We start from the raw sequence: 21,359 nt of genomic DNA, 5'->3' as shown, positions 1-21,359 counted from the left end.
AGGAGGCTGACCGAGACCCGGTCAGCCGGCTATGGCTGCAAGCTCCGGCGGCCGGCCGGCAACATCCGCGGGCCTGCCATAGGCCTTGAGAAACGTACGGACGGCATTGCGTGCCGCCCCTTCCAGTTCTTCATCGCTGGGTGTTTCGCCGAAAAGCGTCATCATCTGCAGGTCGGCATTGCCGAGCGCCACGAACTGCCGGGCGGCGACGTCGAAATCGTCGATGACGAGCGCGCCCTTATGAGCGAGCCGTGCGAGAAGCGCGGAGAGGGCAGTGGTCAGCTTGCCTGGGCCCTGCTGGCGCCAGCTTTCGAACAGGTGCGGATAGCGCTCACCTTCCGTCTGCACCAGCTTGCGCAGGAATTTTCCGTCGTGATTGCAGATGCAGTTCTTGTTGAGGCGTACGGCAAAGGCGGTGAGCCCGTCCTCCAGATTGTCGGCCTTTTCAGGGAAGCTCGACAGCACGGAGAATAGCATGGCGTTGGCGCGGGTCATGACGTCCTCGACGACGGCGACGAACAGCGTCTCTTTTTCACGGTAGTGATTGTAGATCGTCTGGCGGGAGACGCAGGCGACGGCGGCGATCTCGTCAATGCTGGCGCCGGCAAAACCCTGGCGGCAGAAGACGTCGGCGGCGGCATCGAGGATCGACATGCGCTTGGCGCATTGCCCGCGCTGCGTATGCCCACCCATCCGGATTGCCGGTGTCATGCGATCTTTCATGACAAAGAAGATAAGGCGTCTTGACGTTTTAGACAATGGCGTCTAATTTTACATCCGTGTCCAAATTTATTGACGCGTCTGTTTCAACAGAAGATATGAGCTACCGCCTCCGTCTTCGCGAGAACGATCATCATTGAACCCCTTAAGAGCACTGCGGCGGAGCGACGGTCCGGCGCCTTCGCCGCGCTTTACGAAAGATCACCCTTATGACGGCTTCCTTCTTTCGCATGGCCCTCATTCTCGGCCTTCTCTCGGCCATCGGGCCTTTCGCCATCGACATGTATCTTCCCGCGCTGCCCTCCATCGGCCAGGACCTGCATGCCGATAACAACGTCACCCAGCTGACACTTCTCGCTTTCTTCATCTCCTTTGCGCTTGCTCAGCTCGTCTACGGGCCGCTGTCGGATATGTGGGGCCGCAAGCTGCCGCTCTATCTCGGCATCGGCGTCTTCGCCGTGGCCTCGATCGGCTGCGCGCTCTCGACCGACATCGAAACGCTGATCGCCTTCCGCTTCGTCCAGGGCATCGGCGGCGCTGCCGGCATGGTCATCCCCCGCGCCATCGTCCGCGACATGCATACCGGCGTGCAGGCCGCGCGGCTGATGTCGCTGTTGATGCTGGTCTTTTCGATTTCGCCGATCCTGGCGCCGCTGACCGGCAGTGCCGTCATCGAATTCTACGGCTGGCGCGGCGTGTTCTGGGCGGTGACGATTGCCGCCTTCATCGGCCTTGTCTTGCTCGCCACCCAGCTTGAGGAAACCCGGTCGGCCAAGGAGCGCAGCGGCAGTGGCCTCAAGAGCGCCATGACGGCCTACCGGCTGCTGCTTTCCGATCGCAATTTTCTGACGCTGACCTTCATCGGTGGCCTCGGCATTTCGAGCTTCCTCGTCTATCTCGCCAACTCGCCCTTCGTGCTGATCCAGCACTACGGGCTGACGCCGACGCAATACAGCTTCGCCTTCTCGATCAACGCCGTCTCCTTCTTTGCGGTGTCGCAGGCGACCGGCTGGCTCGGCGAGCGTTTCGGCCTGGTGCGCGTCATGCGGATCGCGGTCAGCGCCTTCGCGCTTGCCATGGTCGTCATGGCCGTGGTGATGGCGGCGGGCTTCAACCAGCTGCCAGTCATGGCGAGCTTCCTGTTCATCGGCTACGGCTTTCTCGGCCTCGTCATTCCGACGAGCGCCGTGCTCGCCCTCGAGGATCACGGGGCCATCGCCGGCACTGCCTCGTCGCTGATGGGCACGCTGCATTTCGTCATCTCCGCCGTTGCCATGGTGATATCGAGCCTGTTCTTCGACGGCACCGCCGTTCCGATGGCCGCCGGCATCGCCGTCTGCGCCTTCGCAGCCTTCGTGCTGACCCAGGCAACGATCGGCCGCCGTGCCGCGGTTGCCGCCGCCGAATGATCAGGACAGGCCGCATCCGGGTTTCGGGTGCGGCCACCAATCAGGGTTGCGGCATCGGAGAAAATACCTCGCGCAATTGAATATTGACGGGCGGCGCTATCTACGTTCCGACGTAGCAATGTCATTCCGGAGAATACGCAATGGTCGATGAGAAGCGGCTGATCTCGAAAATCACCTGGAAGCTGATGCCGTTTCTCGGCATCCTTTATCTCATCGCCTATATCGACCGGCAGAATGTCAGCTTCGCCAAGCTGCAGATGGTCGATGCGCTGGGCATGAGCGAATATGCCTACGGCCTCGGCGCTTCTCTGTTCTTCATCGGTTATTTTCTTTTCGAGGTGCCGAGCAACCTCTTCCTCGACCGGCTCGGCGCTCGCGTCTGGTTCGCCCGCATCCTGGTCTCCTGGGGCATCGTCACCGTGGCGCTCGCCTTCACGCAGAACGCGACGATGTTTTATATCCTGCGCTTCCTGCTCGGTGTGTGCGAAGCCGGCTTCTTTCCGGGCGTGCTCTATCTGCTGACGCTGTGGTTTCCTTCGGTGTATCGCGGCAGGATGGTCGGGTTGTTCATGATCTTCAGCGCCATCGCCAATGCCGTCGGCGCGCCGCTCGGCGGCGTGCTGCTCGATCTCGACGGTCTCTACGGCTTTGCCGGCTGGGAGTGGGTCTTCCTGGCGACCGGTATTCCCGCTATCATCGCCGGCATCGTCACCTTCTTCTATCTTCCCGGCCGGCCGGAAAATGCGAGCTTCCTGACCGGTGAGGAAAAGGACTGGCTCGAACGCCGGCTCGCCGCGGAAAATGCCGGCATGGGCGAACATGCCGGAAACGGCTTCAAGGCGCTGATCGACCCGCGCGTCCTGCTGATGGCGCTTTGCTATATCGCCTTTCCGCTGTCGGCCTACGGGTTGAGCTATTGGCTGCCGACTATCGTCAAGGCCTTTGGTGTCAGCAACACGGTCAACGGTTTCCTCAACATCATTCCCTGGCTGCTGGTGGCGGTGGCGCTCTATGCCGTGCCGGCCATGGCCGACAAGGCGCAATCGAAGACGCCCTATATCGTCATTCCCGCCTTCATCGGCGCCGCCTGCCTGCTGCTCTCGGCGCTGATCCCGAACCACGCCCTGCAGTTCGCCTTCCTCTGCGTGGCCGCCGCCGGGATCTTCGCGCCGCAGCCGGTGTTCTGGAGCCTGCCCTCGCGCTTCCTGAAAGGTGCGGGGGCCGCCGCTGGCCTTGCCGCCATCAATTCGGTCGGCAATCTCGGCGGTTTCGTCGCCCAGAACGTCGTGCCCTGGATCAAGGATCAGAGCGGCAGCACGATCGCGCCGATGTTCTTCCTGGCCGCCTGCCTTGCCGCCGGCGCCCTCCTGGTCTTCTTCGTCACGCGTCAGCTGTCCAGCCGGGAGCCTCCGGCGGCGCCGAGCCGGGTCTGAGGGGCGTCAGCGCGAATGCGTGAAAGCATCGCTTTCCCCGGGAACGAGTTCCAGCGGCCAGATCCGGTTGCGGGCGCCCTGCGGATAGTGCTCGGCATAGGCCGGCATGCTGGCGAGCAGCGTTTCGCCGAGCTGGGCGCCGAGATCGCGCAGCGACATGCGGAAGGAGGTCAGCGACGGCTGCAGGAAATGCGTGCGCGGCTCCTCGCGGAAACCGACGACGGCAAGGTCGCGGCCGGGCACGATGCCGGCCTCGGCAAGCCGGCGGTAAAGCCCGATCGCCATCAGCTCGTGGATCAGAATGATCGCCGTCGGCCGATCTTCGATCATCAGCAGTTCGTGGCCTGCCTGATAGCCGCCCTGTTCGCTCGACTTGACGCGGATGACGAGGGCGGGGTCGAAGGCGATACCGTGGCGTTTCAGCGCCTGACGATAACTGTCGAGGAAGATGTAGCCGAGGTTGATGTCGGAGGAGGGGGCTGCCACCGCGATCCGTCGATGGCCTTTTGCGACTAGCCGGTCGACGCCGCGGGCCGCCACACCCTCGAAATCGAGATCCATCCAGGTATAGCTGCCGCCGGACGCGCTGCGGCCGAGCGCCACGAAGGGAATGCGGGCCTTTTCCAGGAGCTCGATGCGCCGGTCGGTGCGCCGCGTCGCCGAGATGATCATTGCGTCGACGAGCCGGCGCGCCACCATGCGCTTCAGATATTCGTGCGGATCCTCGTCATCGGGGCAGGGCAGCATGACCAGATCGAGCTTGTGGCGGGAAAAGACGCTCTGCAGCCCGTCGGTGACGCCGAGGAAGAAGTCGTCGCTGTTTTCGACCGTCTCGCGGCTGACCTCGAGCATCAGCCCGATGACGTTGGTCATGCCCTGGCGAAGGCTGCGGCCCGACTGGTTGGCGACATAACCGAGTTCTTCGGCAGCAGCGAGCACGCGCCGGCGCGTTTCGTCATTGACGTCGGGCTTGCCGTTCAGCGCACGCGACACGGTACCGATCGAAATATCGAGATGCTCGGCGAGCTGGCGGATTCCCTTCATCTCTGGCGATCTTCCTCCCATGCAGCGCCTAGAACGGGATGATTTTAGGCCCGGTTGGCCTAAAATCTGAATCCTGTCTACATTTAAAGAATTAGAGCATGATGTCGCCCGAAAACCGCTCACACTTTTCGGCATCCTGCTCTAGTGTCATGACCCTTCTTGCCACAGGATGACCTCTGCGAAAAGCCATGAGGGAAGAGCTTACGGTTGGAAGCTTCGGCGGATGACCAGTTCGGGAATGACGCGCTCGTAAGCCGGCGGCGAGTCCGGATTTTCCAGCCGCCGCTCCATCAGCGCGACGGCGCGTTGCGCCATGATCAGCGGGTCCTGGCGGAAGGTGGTCAGCTGATAGCTCAGCCAGGCGGATTCTGGTACGTCGTCGAAACCGGTGACGGCGACTTCCTCGGGAATGCGCAATCCTGCTTCCAGGCGCACCACATCCATCAACCCGAAGGCGATCTGGTCGTTGGCGCAGAAGACGGCGTCGGGCTTGATTGTCTGCGAAAACAACGCCCGCCCGGCGGTGACGCCGCCGTCATAATCAGAATCGCCGCCGGGGGCGACGGTGACGGATGCGCCAAGCGTCTCTGCCGTCGCCAGGAAGGCGTTTTCACGCTCGACGATGGCAGGCGTTCCGGAGTTGGAGCCAATGACCGCCAGCCGCCTCCGGCCACTGTCGTAAAAGGCGGTCGCAGCCTTCCGTGAGGCTTCGGTGTTGCCGGCGCGTACATGGTCGGCGTCGGGCTCCGACCGGCCGATGACGACGAGCGGCTGGCCGTTTCGCTGGGCGAGTTCGAGGAAACTTGCCGGCGGCGAGCCGGAGAGGATGATGATCGCCTCAGCGCGGTGACCGATCAGCATCTTCTGGGCGGCAAGCAGCTCCTCTTCCGTCTGGCCGGTGTTGACGAGGATCGGAATGCTGCCGCGGCGGATCAGCGATTTAGCAAGGGCTGCGGCCAGATGCGCGCGAAAACCGACTTCCGGCCGCGTCGCGACGATGCCGACCAGGCGGCTCTGATTGGCAAGTACGCCGCGCGCCAGATCATTGACGTGATAGCCGAGCTCTTCCGCCGCCCGCAGCACCTTTTCCCGCGTTGCCGGCGCAACGCTTGCGCCCGGCGTGAAGGTACGCGACACGGCGGAGCGCGAAACGCCCGCCCGTTGCGCTACCTGCTCGGCGCTGACAAAACGCATGCGCTCTTTTTTTGGCACTTTGCCGTCGTTCGCGGGACCATCATTCATTGGCTCTCAGCTATTGCTCGTCTCTGACAGTTGCATGACAGGCGGTGCGGCGGGCGGAATTTTTGCAGAGAAAAGCCGAGGCTGTGGAAGGCAGCCCCGGCTGAGGGTCGAGCGGTGATGACGAGTTCAACACCGCTTCAGACTTCAGATCTACTCGCAGACCCGCACGGTTTCGGCGTGGTAGCCGCCATCATAGCGGTTGCGAACATCGCGGTCTTCATACCAGCACCTCGGCTGGGGCTCGACATAGCGGGGGCTCTCTACGTAACGTGGGCCTTCATCGACGTAGCGAGGGCCACCATTCGCGATTGCGCCGCCGATCAGGCCGCCGACCACTCCTGCGGCGACGCCGCCGGCGATGATGCGGCCGGTATTATCGTGATGGTGGTGGTCACGCGCGGCAGCGGGCTGAATAGCCGATCCAACAAGGGCCGTCGCGATCAACAGGCTGCTAATAATTCTCTTCATAACGCTCTCCTCAGTGGGCACTCGCCCCGGATAAAAGGAAAATGCGGCAGCAAGGCGTTTGTTCGTTCAAACTTTGCGACAGTCGGTAACGCACGTCAGGTTGCCGATTGCGTCGCCGTCGTCTCCTCCAAGACATCTTCGGGAATATCGTCGAAAGAGGCGTAATTGAGGTTGTAGAGCCTGGAGTATAGCTTGTTGTTTTTCATCAGCTGGCGATGGTCGCCGCTCTCGATGATTTCGCCGTTCTGCAGCACGATGATGCGGTCGGCCTCGCGGATCGTCGCCAGGCGATGGGCGATGACGAGGCCGGTGCGGTTTTCGAGCAGCTTCACCAGCGCCTTCTGGATCAGCATCTCGGTATAGCTGTCGATATTGGCCGTTGCCTCGTCGAGCACCAGGATCTTGGCATCCGCCACCAGCGCGCGGGCAAAACTCAAAAGCTGGCGCTGGCCGAGCGAAAGATTGCCGCCGCGTTCGCCGAGAACGCTGTCGTAACCATCGGGCAGGCGCATGATGAATTCATGGGCGCCGACCGCCTTGGCCGCCTCAATCACCTGTTCGCGCGTCGCCTCAAGCTTGTGGTAGCGGATGTTTTCGAAGACGGTGCCGGTGAACAGAAAGGGTTCCTGCAGCACCATGGCGATCTGCGCACCAAGCGAATCCTGGGTCAGATCACGCACATCGTGGCCGCCGACCAGCACCTGGCCCTGCTGCACGTCGTAGAAGCGGTGGATCAGCGACATGCAGCTCGATTTGCCCGACCCCGTCGGCCCGACCAGCGCCACCGTCTCGCCGGGATTGACCTTGAAGCTCACATGTTTCAGCACCGGATGTTTCGGATTGTAGCCGAAGACGACATCCTTGAATTCCACCGAGCCGTCCATGTCACGCGACAGGGTCTTTGCGCCGGGCGCGTCCTTGATATCGACGGGCACATCGAGCACCTCGGTCAGCCGCTGGCCGGAGGCCATGGCGCGCTGCATCACCGAATATTGCAGGGTCAGCGAACGGATCGGGTCGAAGAAGCGCTGGATATAGAACAGGAAGGCGACAAGCACGCCGACATCGAGCGCTTGGTTGAGAACGCGGGCGCCGCCGACGACGATGACGAGCGCCATCGCCACGCCGGTCAGGCTGTCGACGATCGGCACCATCACCTGGGCATAACGCGCCGCCGTCAGATGCGTCCTGAGGTTCGCATGCGCCTTGTCGTCGTAAAGCGTGAAGTTGACGCCCTGCCGGTCCATGCTCTGGACGGCGCGCACTCCGTGGATGGCTTCGGCAAGCGCGCCATTGGCCACCGAATTGGTCTCGTGCGCGGCCATAAAGGACTTGCGGGCGAGCGGCAGCCAGAACAGCCGGACGATGAACAGCACCGGCAGCACCGAGAGCGTCAGCAGCCCCAGCTTGAAATCGAGATAGAGCATCACGAAGACGATGCCGAAGAGCAGCACGATGTCGCCGACCGAGAGAACCGAGGTTTCGAGGAATTCCTGCATCGAGTTGACGTCGCCCTGCAGGCGCGACATCAGCCGGCCCACCTCGGTCTTGTCCATGAAGGACAGCGAGACGCGCTGGAGATGCGAAAACATCGCCCTGCGTATATCGAAGAGCACGTCTTCCGCGACGCCGCCGACCAGCGTTTCCTGCGCGTAGCTTGCCGCATAATTGATTGATATGGCGACGGCGAAGGCGGCGATCGACCAGATCAGCGCCGAAGGGCTGCCGCCCGGCGACATGCCGTGATCGATGGCGTAACGGATGATCAGCGGGATCAGCAACTGCATCATCGTGAAGGTCAGGACGGCGACGACCGACCAGGCGACCTGGCGGCGATAGGGGTGAACAAAAGCCCAGATGCGCCTGACGATATTGCCGTCGAAGGCCTTGCCGAACATCTCCTCCTCGACGCGATGCGAACCGACGACTGCCCGCGGCGGGCGACGTCCATCCTCGCGAACGTCGGGACGCTCGGTTTCCAGTTCCTCGGCCATCTCATTCCTCCTGCGGCCATGACGTCGGTGGCCTGCATCTCATTGCTTTTCCTCTTCTCCCCAGCGGGGAGAAGGTGCCCGGAGGGCGGATGAGGGGGCCGCACGGCGCGCGCCCTTATTTGCCCTTCGCTTCCGCTCGGCGCACTCGTCGCTATCGCTCCTCGCCCCTCATCGCCTCGCTTTGCTCGGCACTTTTCCCCGATGGGGAGAAGAGGGGAGTCACGCGCTCAACACCTCATCGCCCGGCCGCACCTGCAGGTCGTAGAGCGCCTTGTAGCGTCCGCCAAGCGCCAGCAGCGCCGCATGCGTTCCGCGTTCGACGATCCGGCCGTCTTCGACGAACAGGATCTGATCGGCATGCATCAGCGAGCTCAGGCGATGGGCGACGATGATCGTCACCCGGTCGGCGGCATAGCGGCGCATGGCGCTGCGGATGCGCTGTTCGGTGGCCGCGTCGATCGCCGCCGTCGAATCGTCGAACACCATTACCGCCGGCTTCAGCATCAGCGCGCGGGCGATCGAAAGACGCTGCCTCTGGCCGCCGGACAGCGAAACGCCGCGCTCGCCGACGACGGTGTCGTAGCCGATGGGCAGGCCGAGCACGTAATTGTGCAACTGGGCGCTTTCGCTGGCGCGTTCGATGCGGCCTTCCTTCGCCCAGGGGTCGCCATAGGCGATATTGTTTTCGATCGTCGTGGTGAAGAGGAAGGAATCCTGCTGGACGACGGCAACCGCCCGGCGCAGCGATTGCAGCTTCGCCTTGCGGATATCCTGGCCGTCAATGGTGATCTTGCCGCCGCTAACGTCGTAGAAGCGCGGGATCAGATGGGCGATGGTCGACTTGCCGCTGCCCGGAGGCCCGACGATGCCGATCGTCTGGCCGCGCCTGGCTTCGAAGGAGACATCGTGGAGCACGGTGCGCTTTTCCGAACCGGGATAGGCGAAGCTGACATTCTCGAAGCGCAGCACGCCGTCGGTCACCGCCAAATCCCTGGCATCCGGCGCATCCTTGATCGCGATGTCGAGGTCGAGCAGGTTGAAGAGGCGTGTGCCGCAGGTGGAAGCGCGGGCGAAAGCATTGACCATCAGGCCGAGCTGACGCACCGGCATCTGCAAAATGGTCATGAAGGTCAGAAAGGAGGCAAGCGTGCCGACGGTGATCTCGCCCGACATCACCTTGCCGCCGCCGACGAAGAGCACCAGGCCCATCGCCGCGAAAAAGGAAAAGGTCATGGCGCTGGTATTGGTTACACGGATGCCGACGCGCTGATGGGCGAGCGCCAGCGCGTTTTTCGACGCCGCCTCGAATTTCGACATTTCGTGGTCCTGCGCGGCAAAGGCTCGCACGACGCGGATGCCGCCGAGGTTTTCTTCCATGATGCGGGTCAGCACCGACAACCGCTCCTGCAGGTCGAGCCAGGTGGCGCGCAGCCTGAGCTGCGTCACCGAGGAGCGCCAGCCGACAAAGGGCACGAAGGAGAGCGCCAGCAGGCCGAGCACTATATCGGTCGACAGCAGCATATAGGCGCCGATGCCGATCAGGATCGACAGCAGGATCATCCGGACGAGCGCCGTGGAAAAATACATGCGCACACCTTCGAGATCGAGCAGGCCGATGGTGATCAGGTCGCCGGAATGCACGGTGTCGTGGAAGCTGAAGGATAGCCGCTGGATCTTTTCGTAACAGGCCAGCCGCAATTCGTAGCCGATGTGATGGCCGACGGCCTCGCTGTAATAGTTCTGGATCATGGTGAAGAGGCCGCGCAGCACGCTGGCGCCGAGCAGGAGCAGCGCCGTGGTCAAAAGCGCGTCCTGCGCCACCTGGCCGGCCGCGCCGCCGCTCATCGCCATCTGCGTGTGGTCGACCGCCTGGCCGAGAAGGCGGGGGATCATCAGCTGGAAGGTGGAGGCAACAAGCGTGGCGCCGATCGCAAAGCCCGATTGCCAGGGGTGACGGAAGGCCATCATGGTGATGCGCACCAATGTGAAGAGGCCTCGGCCCCAGCCTGCCGCAGTTGCAAGCGCCATCGAAGCCGAAGGCTTCGTCGCGCGTATTAACGCATCGCTGCTCACGGTATTTTTTCCAATAGATGTGTGATCGGACGCTGGCCCGAAAAGACGGCAAATCCATGAAAGGATTGATAGCACCTTCACTTTTGCCGATTCCATTTGGGGGTTCAAGTAAAGAATTCACCAACTGGTTATTTTTACGTGAGGTCCCCTCGCATCCCGAAGGGAACAATCGGCGCGCGGGTGGGTTGCGGCAGACAACCCCGTCAGGCAATCATTTCCGGAGAGAGATCATGCCGCTGAAAGCCCTCGCTCTCAATGCAACTTTGAAATCCAGCGATGCCAAGGAGCCGTCTTCGACCGACCGGATGATCGGCCTCATCGACAAGGCGCTGTGGGCCTATGACGTCAAGACGGAGGTGCTGCGGCTTGCCGATTTCAACGTCAAGCCTGGCGTCACATCGGATGAGGGCAAAGGCGATGACTGGCCTGATATTCGCGCCAGGGTGCTCGCCGCCGATATCCTGATCATGGCGACGCCGATCTGGCTCGGCCAGCCTTCCAGCATCTGCAAACGGGCGCTGGAACGCATGGACGCCTTCCTCGACGAGACCGACGATCAGGGCCGCATGGCCTCTTACGGCAGGGTCGCGGCCGTCGCCGTCGTCGGCAACGAGGACGGCGCCCATCATGTGTCGGCCGAGATCTACCAGGCGCTGAACGACGTCGGCTTCACCATACCGGCCAATGCCGTCGCCTACTGGGTCGGCGAAGCGATGGGCTCCACCAATTTCGTCGATCTCGACAAGGTCCCGAAAGTAGTGACCAAAGCCGTCGATATGCTGGCCCGCAATACGGCACATCTGGCGGGCCTTCTAAAGGCTAAGCAATATCCGGGCGAGGGCGGCTGAAGCCGAAAAAACGCCTCGATTCTTCTAAATCCCGTTATCTTTCAATGGCTTGAATCGCCACGGCAAGAAAGCTCTTGCCATGCGTGAGATTTAGCGCTTTGATACACGACTAGTTTAATAGACTATAGACCGAGCGTGATTACTCCGCTCGGGCACTGTCGAGGCCTCCGGCTCGGACCTCGATGCTGCGGCAGATGTTCGTAAATGGCCGCATGAACCTCATCAACGCATGATCCGCTTTTATGCGTTGAAACCTCGATCGACACACGGTGCGGATGAAGCCGCAAAGGAGTTGCGATGACGGTTCAGGGACTTTTTTCCGCCAGAGCCAATGCGGCGGCACAGATATCGGCCGTGCCGCGTATCGCGATCGTCGGCCGCGGCTTTTCCGGCATGATGGCGGCCATCGCCTTGATGAAAACGCTGCGCGCGCCTTTCCATTTGCAGCTGTTCGATCCGAATTCGTCGGTCAGCGGCGGGCAGGCGCTGGCGTCAGCGCGGGCCTCGACGATCCTCAACACCCGCGTGCGCGATCTCTCGGTGTCAGTCGGCGACAATGACGATTTCAACGACTGGCTCTGCAGCAATGCCGCCTTCCGCGCCGCGGTGCCGGCCGCCATCCCCGGTTTCCGGCAGATCTTCGTGCCGAAGGAAATCTTCAGCGATTACGTCTATCAGCGTTTCTCGGAAGCGCTTGCCGCGCGCAGGGACATTACCGTCCAAGTCTGCAACGATCCGGTCGTGGCAATCCGCAGGAGCCATGGCAACCGCTTCCTGCTCGAGAGCGCCAATCCTGCCAATCCGCTATTCGATACGGTGATCCTTGCAACCGGCTACGGACTGAACGATCCCGATGCCGGGGAGCGGCAGGCTTCGCCGGTCAGGGCCCAGCGCCTCGTGGCACGGCCGCATGCAGTGCTGCTCGGCAGCGGCATCCGCGTCGTCGACCAGCTGCTGCAGCTGCGCGATTCCGGTTATGCCGGCCAGGTGACGATCATTTCCCGGCGCGGCTTCCTGCCTCAGAGCCATACGCCGAATTCAGCCGATCCGGTGTTTCCGGCCGAAGCGCTGCCCGAGAGCCTTCCCGACATCGTCCGCTTCATCCGCCAGGCCTGCCGCGAGGCTGAAGAAGAGGGTCGTAGCTGGCAATCTGTGATGAACGGCCTAAGGAAACATGCCCGCTCGCTTTGGCGATCGTTGCCGGCCCGCGACAAGCACCAGTTCAACCGGCATTTGCGGGCAATCTACGACAGCCATCGCAACCGCCTGCCGGAGGCGATGCACTTGCGCCTGGAACGCGAGCTTGCCGAAGGCCGCACGGTGCTGCGCCGCGGGCGGGCCGGCCGCCGAGGCCTGAGCGGCCTATTTTTCACGCCGGCCGGTTCCTCCGCCGAGGAGATCATCCATGCCGAGCGCATCATTGATTGCCGCTGTCAGGCGCCGGATCTTTCGGCGCCGCTGATCCAGAGCCTGTTTTCCGCCGGCCTTGCCATGCCGGACGAGCTCTCGCTCGGGCTGGCGGTGAACGCGCGCGGCGAGCCTTTTTTCGAGGACGGCTCGGCAATCGCCGGGCTGTTTGCCATCGGCCCGCTCGGCCTTGGCAGCTTGCCCGATATCGATCTCGTGCCGGAAATCGTCTCGCAGGCCTATGCCGCTGCCGAGCGGGTCGGTGAACGGTTCTATCCACAGGTCAGGGCGGTCTGAAAATTGAAGCCGCTTCGGAACCATCCGGCCGCCGCCGCGTTATACAGCGCTGGTGATCAAGAGGGGCTGATGGAAGCGCTGAATCGACAAGACCCGTCTCTTAACGACGAGGGACGCTTTCGCCTTTTGGTCGATGCCATCACCGACTACGCCATCTACATGCTCAGCCCCGAAGGCATCATCACCAGCTGGAATACCGGGGCTCAGCGTTTTAAAGGTTACAAGCCTTCCGAAATTCTCGGCGAGCATTTTTCCCGTTTCTATTCGGAAGAGGACCGCGCCGCGGGCATTCCGGAGCGCGCGCTCACCACCGCGAGGGAGCAAGGCCGGTTCGAAGGGGAGGGCTGGCGCCAGCGCAAGGACGGCAGCCGCTTCTGGGCGCATGTGATCATCGATCCGATCCGCCGTCCCTCCGGCGAACTTATCGGTTTTGCCAAGATCACGCGTGATTTGACGGAACGCCGGGCCGCTGAAAACGCAATCCGCCAGAGCGAGGAACAGTTCCGCCGGCTGGTCCAGGGCGTCTCCGACTATGCGATTTACATGCTCGATCCCGACGGTAATGTCAGTAGCTGGAATTTCGGCGCCGAGCGGATCAAGGGTTACCGGCCTGATGAAATCATCGGCCGGCATTTCTCGACCTTCTATACCCCAGAGGACCGCGCCGCCGGCGTGCCGCAGACCGCGCTGGGCATCGCCCGCGCCGAAGGGCGGTTCGAGAGGGAAGGCTGGCGCGTGCGCAAGGATGGCACTCGTTTCTGGGCGAGTATCGTCATCGACGCCATCCGCGACGATGACGGCCAGGTTCTTGGTTTCGCAAAGATCACCCGCGATATCACCGAGAAGATGGAGACTCAACGGGCGCTGGAGCAGGCACGCGAAGAGCTGTTCCAGTCGCAGAAGATGGAGGCGATCGGCCAATTGACCGGCGGTATCGCCCATGATTTCAACAATCTGCTGATGGCCGTGCTCGGCAGTCTCGAAATCCTGAAGAAACGCATGCCGCAGGATCTGTCGCTGACATCGCTTGTCGACAATGCCATGCAGGGTGCCCAGCGCGGCGCGGCGTTGACGCAACGCATGCTGGCCTTTTCCCGCCGGCAGGAACTGCATATGGAGCCGATCGACGTCTCCGGCCTGGTGCGCGGCATGATGGATATGCTGAGCCGTTCGCTCGGCCCCCTCACCAGGATCGAGACCTCCTTCCCTATCCGGCTGCCGACCATCCTTACCGATCCGAACCAGCTGGAGATGGCAATCCTCAATCTCGTCGTCAACGCCCGCGACGCCATGCCGTCCGGCGGGCGGATATTGCTTCGCGCGGCCGAGGAATCAGTGCCGCCGGGCAAGGGGCCGCTGCCGTCCGGCCGCTATGTCCGCATCGCGGTGATCGATGATGGCGAGGGCATGGATGCAAAGACGATGGAGCAGGCAATTACGCCGTTCTTCACCACGAAGGGTGTTGGCAAGGGCACCGGTCTCGGCCTTTCCATGGTGCAGGGTCTTGCCTCCCAGTCCGGAGGCCGCCTGATGCTGAAGAGCCGCCTCGGCGAAGGCACGACAGCTGAATTGTGGTTCCCGGTCGTCACGCTCGAGCAAGCGGCCGAGGTCACCGCCGACCCGGCGCAACGTGCGGAAAATACGCCACGCGGGCTGCGCATCGTCGCCGTCGATGACGATGGTCTGGTCCTGATGAATACGACGCTGATGCTGGAGGATCTCGGTCACACCGTGTTCGAGGCGATGGCAGGTCCCGAGGCGCTTGAAATCATGCGCAAGCAGCCGGTCGATCTGGTGATTTGCGACCACGCCATGCCGCGTATGACGGGTGCGGAGCTTGCCGAGGTGATCCGCGAGGAATGGCCGGAGATGCCGATCATTCTCGCAACGGGTTACGCCGAGCTCCCGGAAGGCACGCGCATTGCAAATCTGCCCCGCCTCGGCAAGCCCTTCTCGCAGGCGCAGCTCGCCGACGCGATCAGCCGGGTCGCTTCTTAGCAGTTCCAGAAAAGTGTGAAGCGGTTTTCCGTCCGGGAGTTGCGAAAAGCGAAAAAAGCTAGAGCGGCTGTGCTATGCGCGACGCTTCTGGTCGCCTCTATCCCCGTCGTGGTCGGCTCCCTCCTGGAGTTCAACCGCTGTGTCTGCCGGCGCGCTGCTCAGCAGGCGCTTCTCGGTCTCTTGCAGGTCGAGGATCGCCTGTTCGATCCGCTCAGCCGGAATGTCGCGTCCGGTGACGCGCCACCGATGATGCTGCCATAGGCCGACGAGCAGGCGTCGGCCTGGGACTTCTATCGTCTCGTGCAGGAACCATGCTCCTCCCACGGCGATGACAAGCGCGACCGCGATCAGCGACGCTTCCGGCATCAGAGATTCAAAACTCCGATGCACGAGGAACATTATCGGCACGTGGAAAAGATAGAGTGAGAAGCTGATCGTGCCTAGAAACCGCATAGGTGCAGCTGCCAGGACATGGACTGCGATGGGAGGTTGTCGAGCAACGAGCGCGACAATGACGGCTGCGGCGAAGGCGCTTTGCAGGCTCCAGAATTCGGGGGAAAAACCAAGTACGAGATGCCTGTACGTGAAGAACGCCGCCAGAAGAAAGAGCGTGAAAATTCCGGTGAGGGCGGATGGCGTCCAATTATCCCCGTAGGAATGCATCTTCCCGGTAAGGGCGCCGAAAAGAAAATAGGGGAGCTTGGAAAGGAGCATGATTCCCGGCCCCGGCAAGTCGAGCAGACCATCGACGACGACGACCACCGTGAAGCCGACGATCATCCCGCGGTAGCGCTGCGGGCGGGCCAAGCAAAGCCACAGGATCGGGAAGAGCAGATAGAATTGAATTTCGGGTGGAATTGACCAGAAAACGCCACTCGAGCCCAGAAGAAGGACATGGCGGATAAAGTCGATGCCGCCGGTGATCGGTTGGACGAAGTCTAGATTCTGCATGCCGGACAGTATCGCCACAAGCAGAACGGCAGCCAGATAAACCGGATAGATGCGGGCAAAGCGGCTGACCAGAAAATCCAGGACGTTTTCCTTGGTCACCGGGCGCGAACCGTAGAGATGGGCCATCAGAAAGCCGCTGAGGGCAAAAAACAGGCCGACCGCTTCGCTGCCCATGGTGGTCAAATGCGCGGATGCAGTTGGAAAGATAAGTCCGACATGCGCCAGAACGACCAGCAGCGCGGCGATACCGCGCAGGCCATCGAGACTGGGAATGTAATCCGGCCGGTTCATGGGCAGCTTCTAAATATTCTGTTCCGGTAAGCAGTATCGGACATCGCTTTACACGGTGTTAATCCGGTTGCGCGCAAGCGCCCGGCGCAACCGCGTGCCGGAGCTCTGACTATTGGCGGCGGCCTCTTCCGATCTCGCCGCGAAGGATAAATACCAGCAAGGCGACCGCCATCGTCGCCAGCCCGTACCAGGTGATCGCATAGACGAGATGGTTGTTGGGGAAATGGATGACGGTCAGGCCGCCGACGGGCAGACCGCCCGGATTGGAGGTTGCATCGGCATCGATGAAATAGGGCGCGACCGCGCCGACGCCGCGCTTTTCAGCGATCGCCGCGACATCGCGCGAATACCAGCGGTCGGCCGCGGCATCGTTGGATTGCAACAGCGATCCCTTCGGTTCGGTCATCCTGATCAGACCGGTAATCTCGATCGGGCCTGACAATTCGCCCGCGCGGCGCGTGGCCGGATCGCGTCTGTCCATCGGTACGAAGCCGCGATTGACGAGAATGGCAGTGCCGTCGGAAAGGGTCAGCGGCGTCATCACCCAATAACCCGGGCCGAGCGCGGTCGACGCATAGACCAGCGTCTCCTTATCGTTTGCCAATGTCCCGGTCGCACTCACCCGCCGATACTCGTCCTCGGCGGCATTGACCTTATCCCAATCGGCCTGCCCCGGCGCCGGAACCGGTGCCGCATGCACACGCTGATCGACGCGGGCGATAAGGTCGCGCTTCCAAGAGAGGCGTTGCACCTGCCAGGTGCCGAGCGCTGCGAGGGCTGCGGCAAGCAGCACCAGGCAGACGCAGAAGATTGCCCGTTTTGCCTGGGAAGGCCGTCTTTCAGGTTGGTCCGAAGGAGCCACGCTCATGGGCTGAACCGATGCCGGCGGCGCTGCCGCCGGCGCTCCGTGAACATCACGGCATGTTCTTCATCATCTCGGGGCTCATCGGCATCATATTTGTGTTGAGATGATGCATGACCCAGAGGGAACCGGAGAGCGCGATGGCGACGATGATGATGGTGAAGATCAGCGCCATCATTGTCCAGCCGCCCTCGCTGCGCGGGTTCATGTGCAGGAAGAAGACCATATGGACGACGATCTGGATGGCGCCGATGGCCATGACGAGCACCGCCGTCACCAGCGGGCTGGCGAACACGCCTGCCATGACGAGCCAGAAAGGAATGGCGGTCAGGACGACGGAGAGGGCGAAGCCCGCCATATAGCTGCGGAAGGTGCCGTGGCCGGCCTGATGGCCGTGGCTGTGGCCGTGGTGGGCCTCGTGGGCATCCTCATGTGCGGGTGCTTGCGAACTCATCCGAGAACTCCCAGGAGATAGACGAAGGAAAAGACGCCGATCCAGACGACGTCGAGGAAGTGCCAGAACATCGAAAGGCACATCAGCCGACGGCGGTTGGCTTCGACCAGCCCGTGCATCGACACCTGCACCATCAGCGTGATCAGCCAGATGATCCCGAAGGTAACGTGCAGCCCATGCGTGCCGACCAGGGTGAAGAAGGAGGAGAGGAAGGCGCTGCGCGTCGGCCCGGCGCCTTCGTGGATCAGGTGGATGAACTCATAAAGCTCAAGCCCGATGAAGGCCGCGCCGAACAGACCGGTGACAGCAAGCCAGAACAGCGTTTCCGCCTTGGCGTTGCGCTCCATCTGCAGCATGGCGAAGCCGTAGGTGATCGAGGAGAGCAGCAGCATCGAGGTGTTCAGGGCGACGATCGGCAGATCGAAGAGATCGGCCGGCGACGGGCCGGCGGCATAATTGCGACCGAGCACGCCGTGGGTGGCAAACAGCACCGCAAAAATCAGGCAGTCGCTCATCAGGTAGAGCCAGAAGCCGAGATTGGTGCTGTTCTCCGGATGATGATCTTCCGTCAGGTAGAATTCAGGCTTTTCTGATGTGTCGATGGTCTGATCGCTCATGGTCATTACACCTGCTCGGCAAGCAGGGCGGTGCGCTTGCCTTCCGTTTCGGTCACCTCTTCGGCGGGGATGTGGAAGTCGCGTCGGTAGTTGAAGGTATGGCCGATCGCCACGACCAGCAGACCGATGAAGGAGACGACGACCAGCCACCACATATACCAGATCAGGCCGAAGGCCAGCGCGACGCTGATGCCCGAGAGGATGGCGCCGGTGCCGGTATTCTTCGGCATATGGATCGGCCGGAAGCCTTCCAGCGGACGCGCATAACCACGGTTCTTCATGTCGTACCAGCTGTCATGGTCATGGACGACGGGCGTGAAGGCGAAGTTGTAATCCGGCGGCGGCGAGGCGGTCGACCATTCCAGCGTGCGGCCGTCCCAGGGATCGCCCGTATCGTCACGCAGTTCATCGCGCTTCATGAAGCTGACGACGATCTGGATCAGGAAGGCGGCGATCCCCAACGCGATCAGACCGACGCCGAAGGCGGCGATGATGAACCAGATCTGCAGCGACGGATCCTCGAACTGGCTCATGCGGCGGGTGACGCCCATCAGGCCAAGCACATAGAGCGGCATGAAGGCGAACCAGAAGCCGATCTGCCAGAACCAGAAGCTCAGCTTGCCCCAGAAGGGGTCGAGCTTGAAGCCGAAGGCCTTCGGGAACCAGTAGTTCACGCCGGCGAACATGCCGAACAGAACGCCGCCGATGATGACGTTGTGGAAATGGGCGATGAGGAACAGCGAATTGTGCAGCACGAAGTCGGCCGGCGGCACGGCAAGCATTACGCCGGTCATGCCGCCGATGACGAAGGTCACCATGAAGCCGACCGTCCACAGCATCGGCACCTCGTAGCGGATGCGGCCGCGATACATGGTGAACAGCCAGTTGAAGATCTTCGCGCCCGTCGGGATCGAGATGATCATCGTGGTGATGCCGAAGAAGGAGTTGACGGAAGCACCCGATCCCATCGTGAAGAAGTGGTGCAACCAGACGATGTAGGACAGGATCATGATCACGCAGGTGGCGTAGACCATCGAGGCGTAGCCGAAGAGGCGTTTGCCGGAGAAGGTGGCGACGACTTCGGAGAATATGCCGAAGGCCGGCAGCACCAGGATGTAGACCTCCGGATGGCCCCAGATCCAGATGAGGTTGATGTACATCATCGGGTTGCCGCCGAGATCATTGGTGAAGAAGTTCGTGCCGGCATAGCGGTCGAGCGACAACAGGGCAAGCGTTGCAGTCAGGATCGGGAAGGAGGCGACGATCAGCACGTTGGTGCAAAGCGCCGTCCAGGTGAAAACAGGCATCTTCATGAAGGTCATGCCCGGCGCGCGCATCTTGACGATGGTGGCGATCAGGTTGATGCCCGACAGCGTCGTGCCGACACCGGCCACCTGCAGGCCCCAGATATAATAATCGACGCCGACACCCGGACTGTAGGCGGCGCCCGATAGCGGCGGATAGGCGAGCCAGCCGGTCTGGGCGAATTCGCCGATGAACAGCGACAGCATGATGATGATCGCGCCGGCGGTGGTCATCCAGAAGGAGAAATTGTTGAGGAACGGGAACGAGACGTCGCGCGCGCCGATCTGCAGCGGCACAACGAAGTTCATCAGGCCGGTGACGAAGGGCATCGCCACGAAGAAGATCATGATGACGCCGTGGGCGGTGAACACCTGGTCGTAATGGTGCGGCGGCAGGTAGCCTCCGGAGCCGTTGAAGGCGATCGCCTGCTGGATGCGCATCAGGATGGCGTCGGAGAAGCCGCGCAACAGCATGATGACGGCGAGGATCACATACATGATGCCGATCTTCTTGTGATCGACGCTGCAGATCCAGTCGTTCCAGAGCGGGCCCCAGAACTTGAAATAGGTGATGGCGCCGAGCACGGCGAGACCGCCGATGACAACGCCGATGAAGGTCACGACCAGGATCGGCTCGTGATAGGGGATGGCATCGAGGGTCAACCGGCCGAAGACGAACTTCAGGAGGTCAGGATTGGAAAACATGGAACAACCCGTTCATTATGTCTTGCGACGCAAAGCGCCAGGTTAATTGTTGTTGTTGAGCTGCGCCGGCGCCGGATCGGCGCCGTTGTTCATGCCGGGCATGGAATGGCCGTCATGCCGCATGCCCGCACCGGGCGTGCTGTCCATGCCCTGCATGCCGGGCATGTCGTGCTGCATGCTGTTGCCATCGCTTGTGTTGGCCGGTTCGCTGCGCGCCGGAGCACCCGTCGCCGGCACGGTGGCGGCAGGCGCCACGATGCCTTCGTCGGCATGGCGATTGTCATATTGCAGCTTGTCGTGATTCTCGGCACTTTCCTTGCCGCCGCCGCCCGTCATGTCGATGTGCATCATCTCGTTCATGCACATCTTGCCCGGCGTGGCGCACATGTTGAGGATGGCCTCGTAGAGATCGGCATCGGCGCCGGCATAATAGCGCACCGGCTCCTTCTCGCTCGGCTTTTCGAGCTTCAGATAGGCGTCGCGGTTAAGCATGGTGCCCTGCTGCTTGACCTTGGCCACCCAGGCGTCGAAGCCTTCGCGGGTGAGGCCGTGGAACTTGAAGCGCATATGCGAGAAACCCGAGCCGCTGTAATTGGCGGAGAAGCCCTCATACTCGCCCTCTTTGTTGATGACCGCGTGCAGCTTGGTCTCCATGCCCGGCATGGCGTAGATCTGGCCGGCAAGGGCGGGGATATAGAAGGAGTTCATCACCGAGGAGGCGGTAATCTTGAAATTGATCGGCATATCCACGGGCGCGGCGAGCTCGTTGACGGTGGCGATGCCGAGTTCGGGATAGAAGAACAGCCACTTCCAGTCGAGCGCCACGACCTCGACGGTCAGCGGCTTGGTATCGGCCGGGATGGCGCGCACCGCATCGAGGCGGTCGAGCGGGCGGTAGGGATCGAGCTTATGGGTGGAAATCCAGGTGACGGCGCCGAGCGCGATGATGATCGCCAGGGGCGCAGCCCAGATGACGATTTCGAGGCGGGTCGAATGGTGCCATTCCGGCGCATAGGTTGCGGCCGTGTTGGAGTGGCGGTAGCGCCAGGCGAAGAGCAGCGTCAGGAAGATCACCGGGATGATGATCAGAAGCATCAGCACCGTCGAGATGACGATGAGATCACGCTGTTGCACGGCGATGTCGCCGGACGGCGCCATGACCACCATGTTGCATCCTGCCAGGAAAAGCAGCGGCAAGACGGATAGAAGGCGGGAAAACTTCATGAGTTTTGGCACGTCTCT

General features: G+C 62.0%; 17 protein-coding genes. 5 read left to right on the top strand and 12 right to left on the bottom strand.

The annotated features are described in order from the left end of the window. Nucleotides 1-21: 21 nt before the first annotated feature. Complete coding sequence (locus tag K6N12_RS01610) at nucleotides 22-759, bottom strand: TetR/AcrR family transcriptional regulator (RefSeq protein WP_183777863.1); 738 nt, start codon at nucleotides 757-759, stop codon at nucleotides 22-24. A gap of 170 nt (nucleotides 760-929) precedes the next feature. Here K6N12_RS01610 and K6N12_RS01605 point away from each other — a divergent pair, with 170 nt between their 5' ends. Then, entirely contained in the window at nucleotides 930-2,129 is a 1,200-nt protein-coding gene (locus tag K6N12_RS01605) for a multidrug effflux MFS transporter (RefSeq protein ID WP_222148616.1), read from the top strand. Between the two features lie 140 nt (nucleotides 2,130-2,269). Continuing rightward, nucleotides 2,270-3,562 carry an MFS transporter gene (locus tag K6N12_RS01600; protein ID WP_097625655.1) on the top strand — a complete coding sequence of 431 codons (1,293 nt, stop codon included), beginning with the start codon at nucleotides 2,270-2,272 and terminating at the stop codon, nucleotides 3,560-3,562. Nucleotides 3,563-3,568: 6 nt separating this feature from the next. On the opposite strand, the gene K6N12_RS01595 is transcribed toward K6N12_RS01600, so the two are convergent. From K6N12_RS01595 to K6N12_RS01575, 5 genes are all read right to left on the bottom strand, one after another. Continuing rightward, nucleotides 3,569-4,606 (bottom strand): LacI family DNA-binding transcriptional regulator, encoded by a 1,038-nt coding sequence (locus tag K6N12_RS01595; protein ID WP_222148615.1) that lies wholly within the window; start codon nucleotides 4,604-4,606, stop codon nucleotides 3,569-3,571. A gap of 201 nt (nucleotides 4,607-4,807) precedes the next feature. After that, nucleotides 4,808-5,848, bottom strand: coding sequence for a LacI family DNA-binding transcriptional regulator (locus tag K6N12_RS01590; RefSeq protein ID WP_222148614.1), 1,041 nt, complete (start codon nucleotides 5,846-5,848; stop codon nucleotides 4,808-4,810). A gap of 150 nt (nucleotides 5,849-5,998) precedes the next feature. Continuing rightward, nucleotides 5,999-6,316: a hypothetical protein gene (locus K6N12_RS01585; protein WP_097625652.1), complete on the bottom strand. Its 318-nt coding sequence runs from the start codon at nucleotides 6,314-6,316 to the stop codon at nucleotides 5,999-6,001. A 95-nt stretch (nucleotides 6,317-6,411) separates the two neighbouring features. After that, nucleotides 6,412-8,310: an ABC transporter ATP-binding protein gene (locus tag K6N12_RS01580; RefSeq protein ID WP_183854720.1), complete on the bottom strand. Its 1,899-nt coding sequence runs from the start codon at nucleotides 8,308-8,310 to the stop codon at nucleotides 6,412-6,414. 219 nt (nucleotides 8,311-8,529) lie between these two features. Beyond that, nucleotides 8,530-10,491, bottom strand: coding sequence for an ABC transporter ATP-binding protein (locus K6N12_RS01575; RefSeq protein WP_183854718.1), 1,962 nt, complete (start codon nucleotides 10,489-10,491; stop codon nucleotides 8,530-8,532). 122 nt (nucleotides 10,492-10,613) lie between these two features. Here K6N12_RS01575 and K6N12_RS01570 point away from each other — a divergent pair, with 122 nt between their 5' ends. From K6N12_RS01570 to K6N12_RS01560, 3 genes are all read left to right on the top strand, one after another. Further along, nucleotides 10,614-11,231 (top strand): flavodoxin family protein, encoded by a 618-nt coding sequence (locus K6N12_RS01570; RefSeq protein WP_183777869.1) that lies wholly within the window; start codon nucleotides 10,614-10,616, stop codon nucleotides 11,229-11,231. A 297-nt stretch (nucleotides 11,232-11,528) separates the two neighbouring features. Further along, nucleotides 11,529-12,935: an FAD/NAD(P)-binding protein gene (locus K6N12_RS01565; RefSeq protein WP_222148613.1), complete on the top strand. Its 1,407-nt coding sequence runs from the start codon at nucleotides 11,529-11,531 to the stop codon at nucleotides 12,933-12,935. Nucleotides 12,936-13,004: 69 nt separating this feature from the next. Continuing rightward, complete coding sequence (locus tag K6N12_RS01560; RefSeq protein ID WP_183854714.1) at nucleotides 13,005-14,933, top strand: hybrid sensor histidine kinase/response regulator; 1,929 nt, start codon at nucleotides 13,005-13,007, stop codon at nucleotides 14,931-14,933. 72 nt (nucleotides 14,934-15,005) lie between these two features. On the opposite strand, the gene K6N12_RS01555 is transcribed toward K6N12_RS01560, so the two are convergent. The 6 genes from K6N12_RS01555 to cyoA all read right to left on the bottom strand — a co-directional run bounded on the left by K6N12_RS01555 (nucleotide 15,006) and on the right by cyoA (nucleotide 21,353). Further along, entirely contained in the window at nucleotides 15,006-16,175 is a 1,170-nt protein-coding gene (locus K6N12_RS01555) for an acyltransferase family protein (protein WP_183777872.1), read from the bottom strand. A 109-nt stretch (nucleotides 16,176-16,284) separates the two neighbouring features. Next, nucleotides 16,285-17,043, bottom strand: a complete 759-nt coding sequence (locus K6N12_RS01550; protein ID WP_183777873.1) for an SURF1 family protein — start codon at nucleotides 17,041-17,043, stop codon at nucleotides 16,285-16,287. 46 nt (nucleotides 17,044-17,089) lie between these two features. After that, nucleotides 17,090-17,491, bottom strand: coding sequence for a cytochrome o ubiquinol oxidase subunit IV (cyoD, locus tag K6N12_RS01545; protein ID WP_183777874.1), 402 nt, complete (start codon nucleotides 17,489-17,491; stop codon nucleotides 17,090-17,092). Beyond that, on the bottom strand, nucleotides 17,488-18,108 hold the full coding sequence (gene cyoC, locus K6N12_RS01540; protein ID WP_097625753.1) for a cytochrome o ubiquinol oxidase subunit III: 621 nt from the start codon (nucleotides 18,106-18,108) through the stop codon (nucleotides 17,488-17,490). The genes cyoD and cyoC overlap by 4 nt, the downstream gene beginning before the upstream one ends. 5 nt (nucleotides 18,109-18,113) lie before the next feature. Continuing rightward, entirely contained in the window at nucleotides 18,114-20,117 is a 2,004-nt protein-coding gene (cyoB, locus tag K6N12_RS01535; RefSeq protein ID WP_183777875.1) for a cytochrome o ubiquinol oxidase subunit I, read from the bottom strand. Between the two features lie 42 nt (nucleotides 20,118-20,159). Next, nucleotides 20,160-21,353: a ubiquinol oxidase subunit II gene (gene cyoA, locus K6N12_RS01530; protein ID WP_183777876.1), complete on the bottom strand. Its 1,194-nt coding sequence runs from the start codon at nucleotides 21,351-21,353 to the stop codon at nucleotides 20,160-20,162. Nucleotides 21,354-21,359 lie beyond the last annotated feature (6 nt).

This window comes from Rhizobium redzepovicii, assembly GCF_019793435.1.
Classification (GTDB): Bacteria; Pseudomonadota; Alphaproteobacteria; order Rhizobiales; family Rhizobiaceae; genus Rhizobium; species Rhizobium redzepovicii.
Note: the sequence above shows the minus strand (reverse complement) of the source record. Positions and strands in the feature narration are given on the sequence as shown.

Bases quoted from the DNA above. Each gene is read 5' to 3' on its own strand.
- K6N12_RS01570 (WP_183777869.1), top strand. From the start codon at position 10,614: ATGCCGCTGAAAGCCCTCGCTCTCAATGCAACTTTGAAATCCAGCGAT.
- K6N12_RS01565 (WP_222148613.1), top strand. From the start codon at position 11,529: ATGACGGTTCAGGGACTTTTTTCCGCCAGAGCCAATGCGGCGGCACAG.
- cyoC (WP_097625753.1), bottom strand. From the start codon at position 18,108: ATGAGCGATCAGACCATCGACACATCAGAAAAGCCTGAATTCTACCTG.
- K6N12_RS01560 (WP_183854714.1), top strand. From the start codon at position 13,005: ATGGAAGCGCTGAATCGACAAGACCCGTCTCTTAACGACGAGGGACGC.
- K6N12_RS01590 (WP_222148614.1), bottom strand. From the start codon at position 5,848: ATGAATGATGGTCCCGCGAACGACGGCAAAGTGCCAAAAAAAGAGCGC.
- K6N12_RS01580 (WP_183854720.1), bottom strand. From the start codon at position 8,310: ATGGCCGAGGAACTGGAAACCGAGCGTCCCGACGTTCGCGAGGATGGA.
- K6N12_RS01605 (WP_222148616.1), top strand. From the start codon at position 930: ATGACGGCTTCCTTCTTTCGCATGGCCCTCATTCTCGGCCTTCTCTCG.
- K6N12_RS01600 (WP_097625655.1), top strand. From the start codon at position 2,270: ATGGTCGATGAGAAGCGGCTGATCTCGAAAATCACCTGGAAGCTGATG.
- cyoB (WP_183777875.1), bottom strand. From the start codon at position 20,117: ATGTTTTCCAATCCTGACCTCCTGAAGTTCGTCTTCGGCCGGTTGACC.
- K6N12_RS01555 (WP_183777872.1), bottom strand. From the start codon at position 16,175: ATGAACCGGCCGGATTACATTCCCAGTCTCGATGGCCTGCGCGGTATC.
- cyoD (WP_183777874.1), bottom strand. From the start codon at position 17,491: ATGAGTTCGCAAGCACCCGCACATGAGGATGCCCACGAGGCCCACCAC.
- K6N12_RS01550 (WP_183777873.1), bottom strand. From the start codon at position 17,043: ATGAGCGTGGCTCCTTCGGACCAACCTGAAAGACGGCCTTCCCAGGCA.
- K6N12_RS01595 (WP_222148615.1), bottom strand. From the start codon at position 4,606: ATGAAGGGAATCCGCCAGCTCGCCGAGCATCTCGATATTTCGATCGGT.
- K6N12_RS01585 (WP_097625652.1), bottom strand. From the start codon at position 6,316: ATGAAGAGAATTATTAGCAGCCTGTTGATCGCGACGGCCCTTGTTGGA.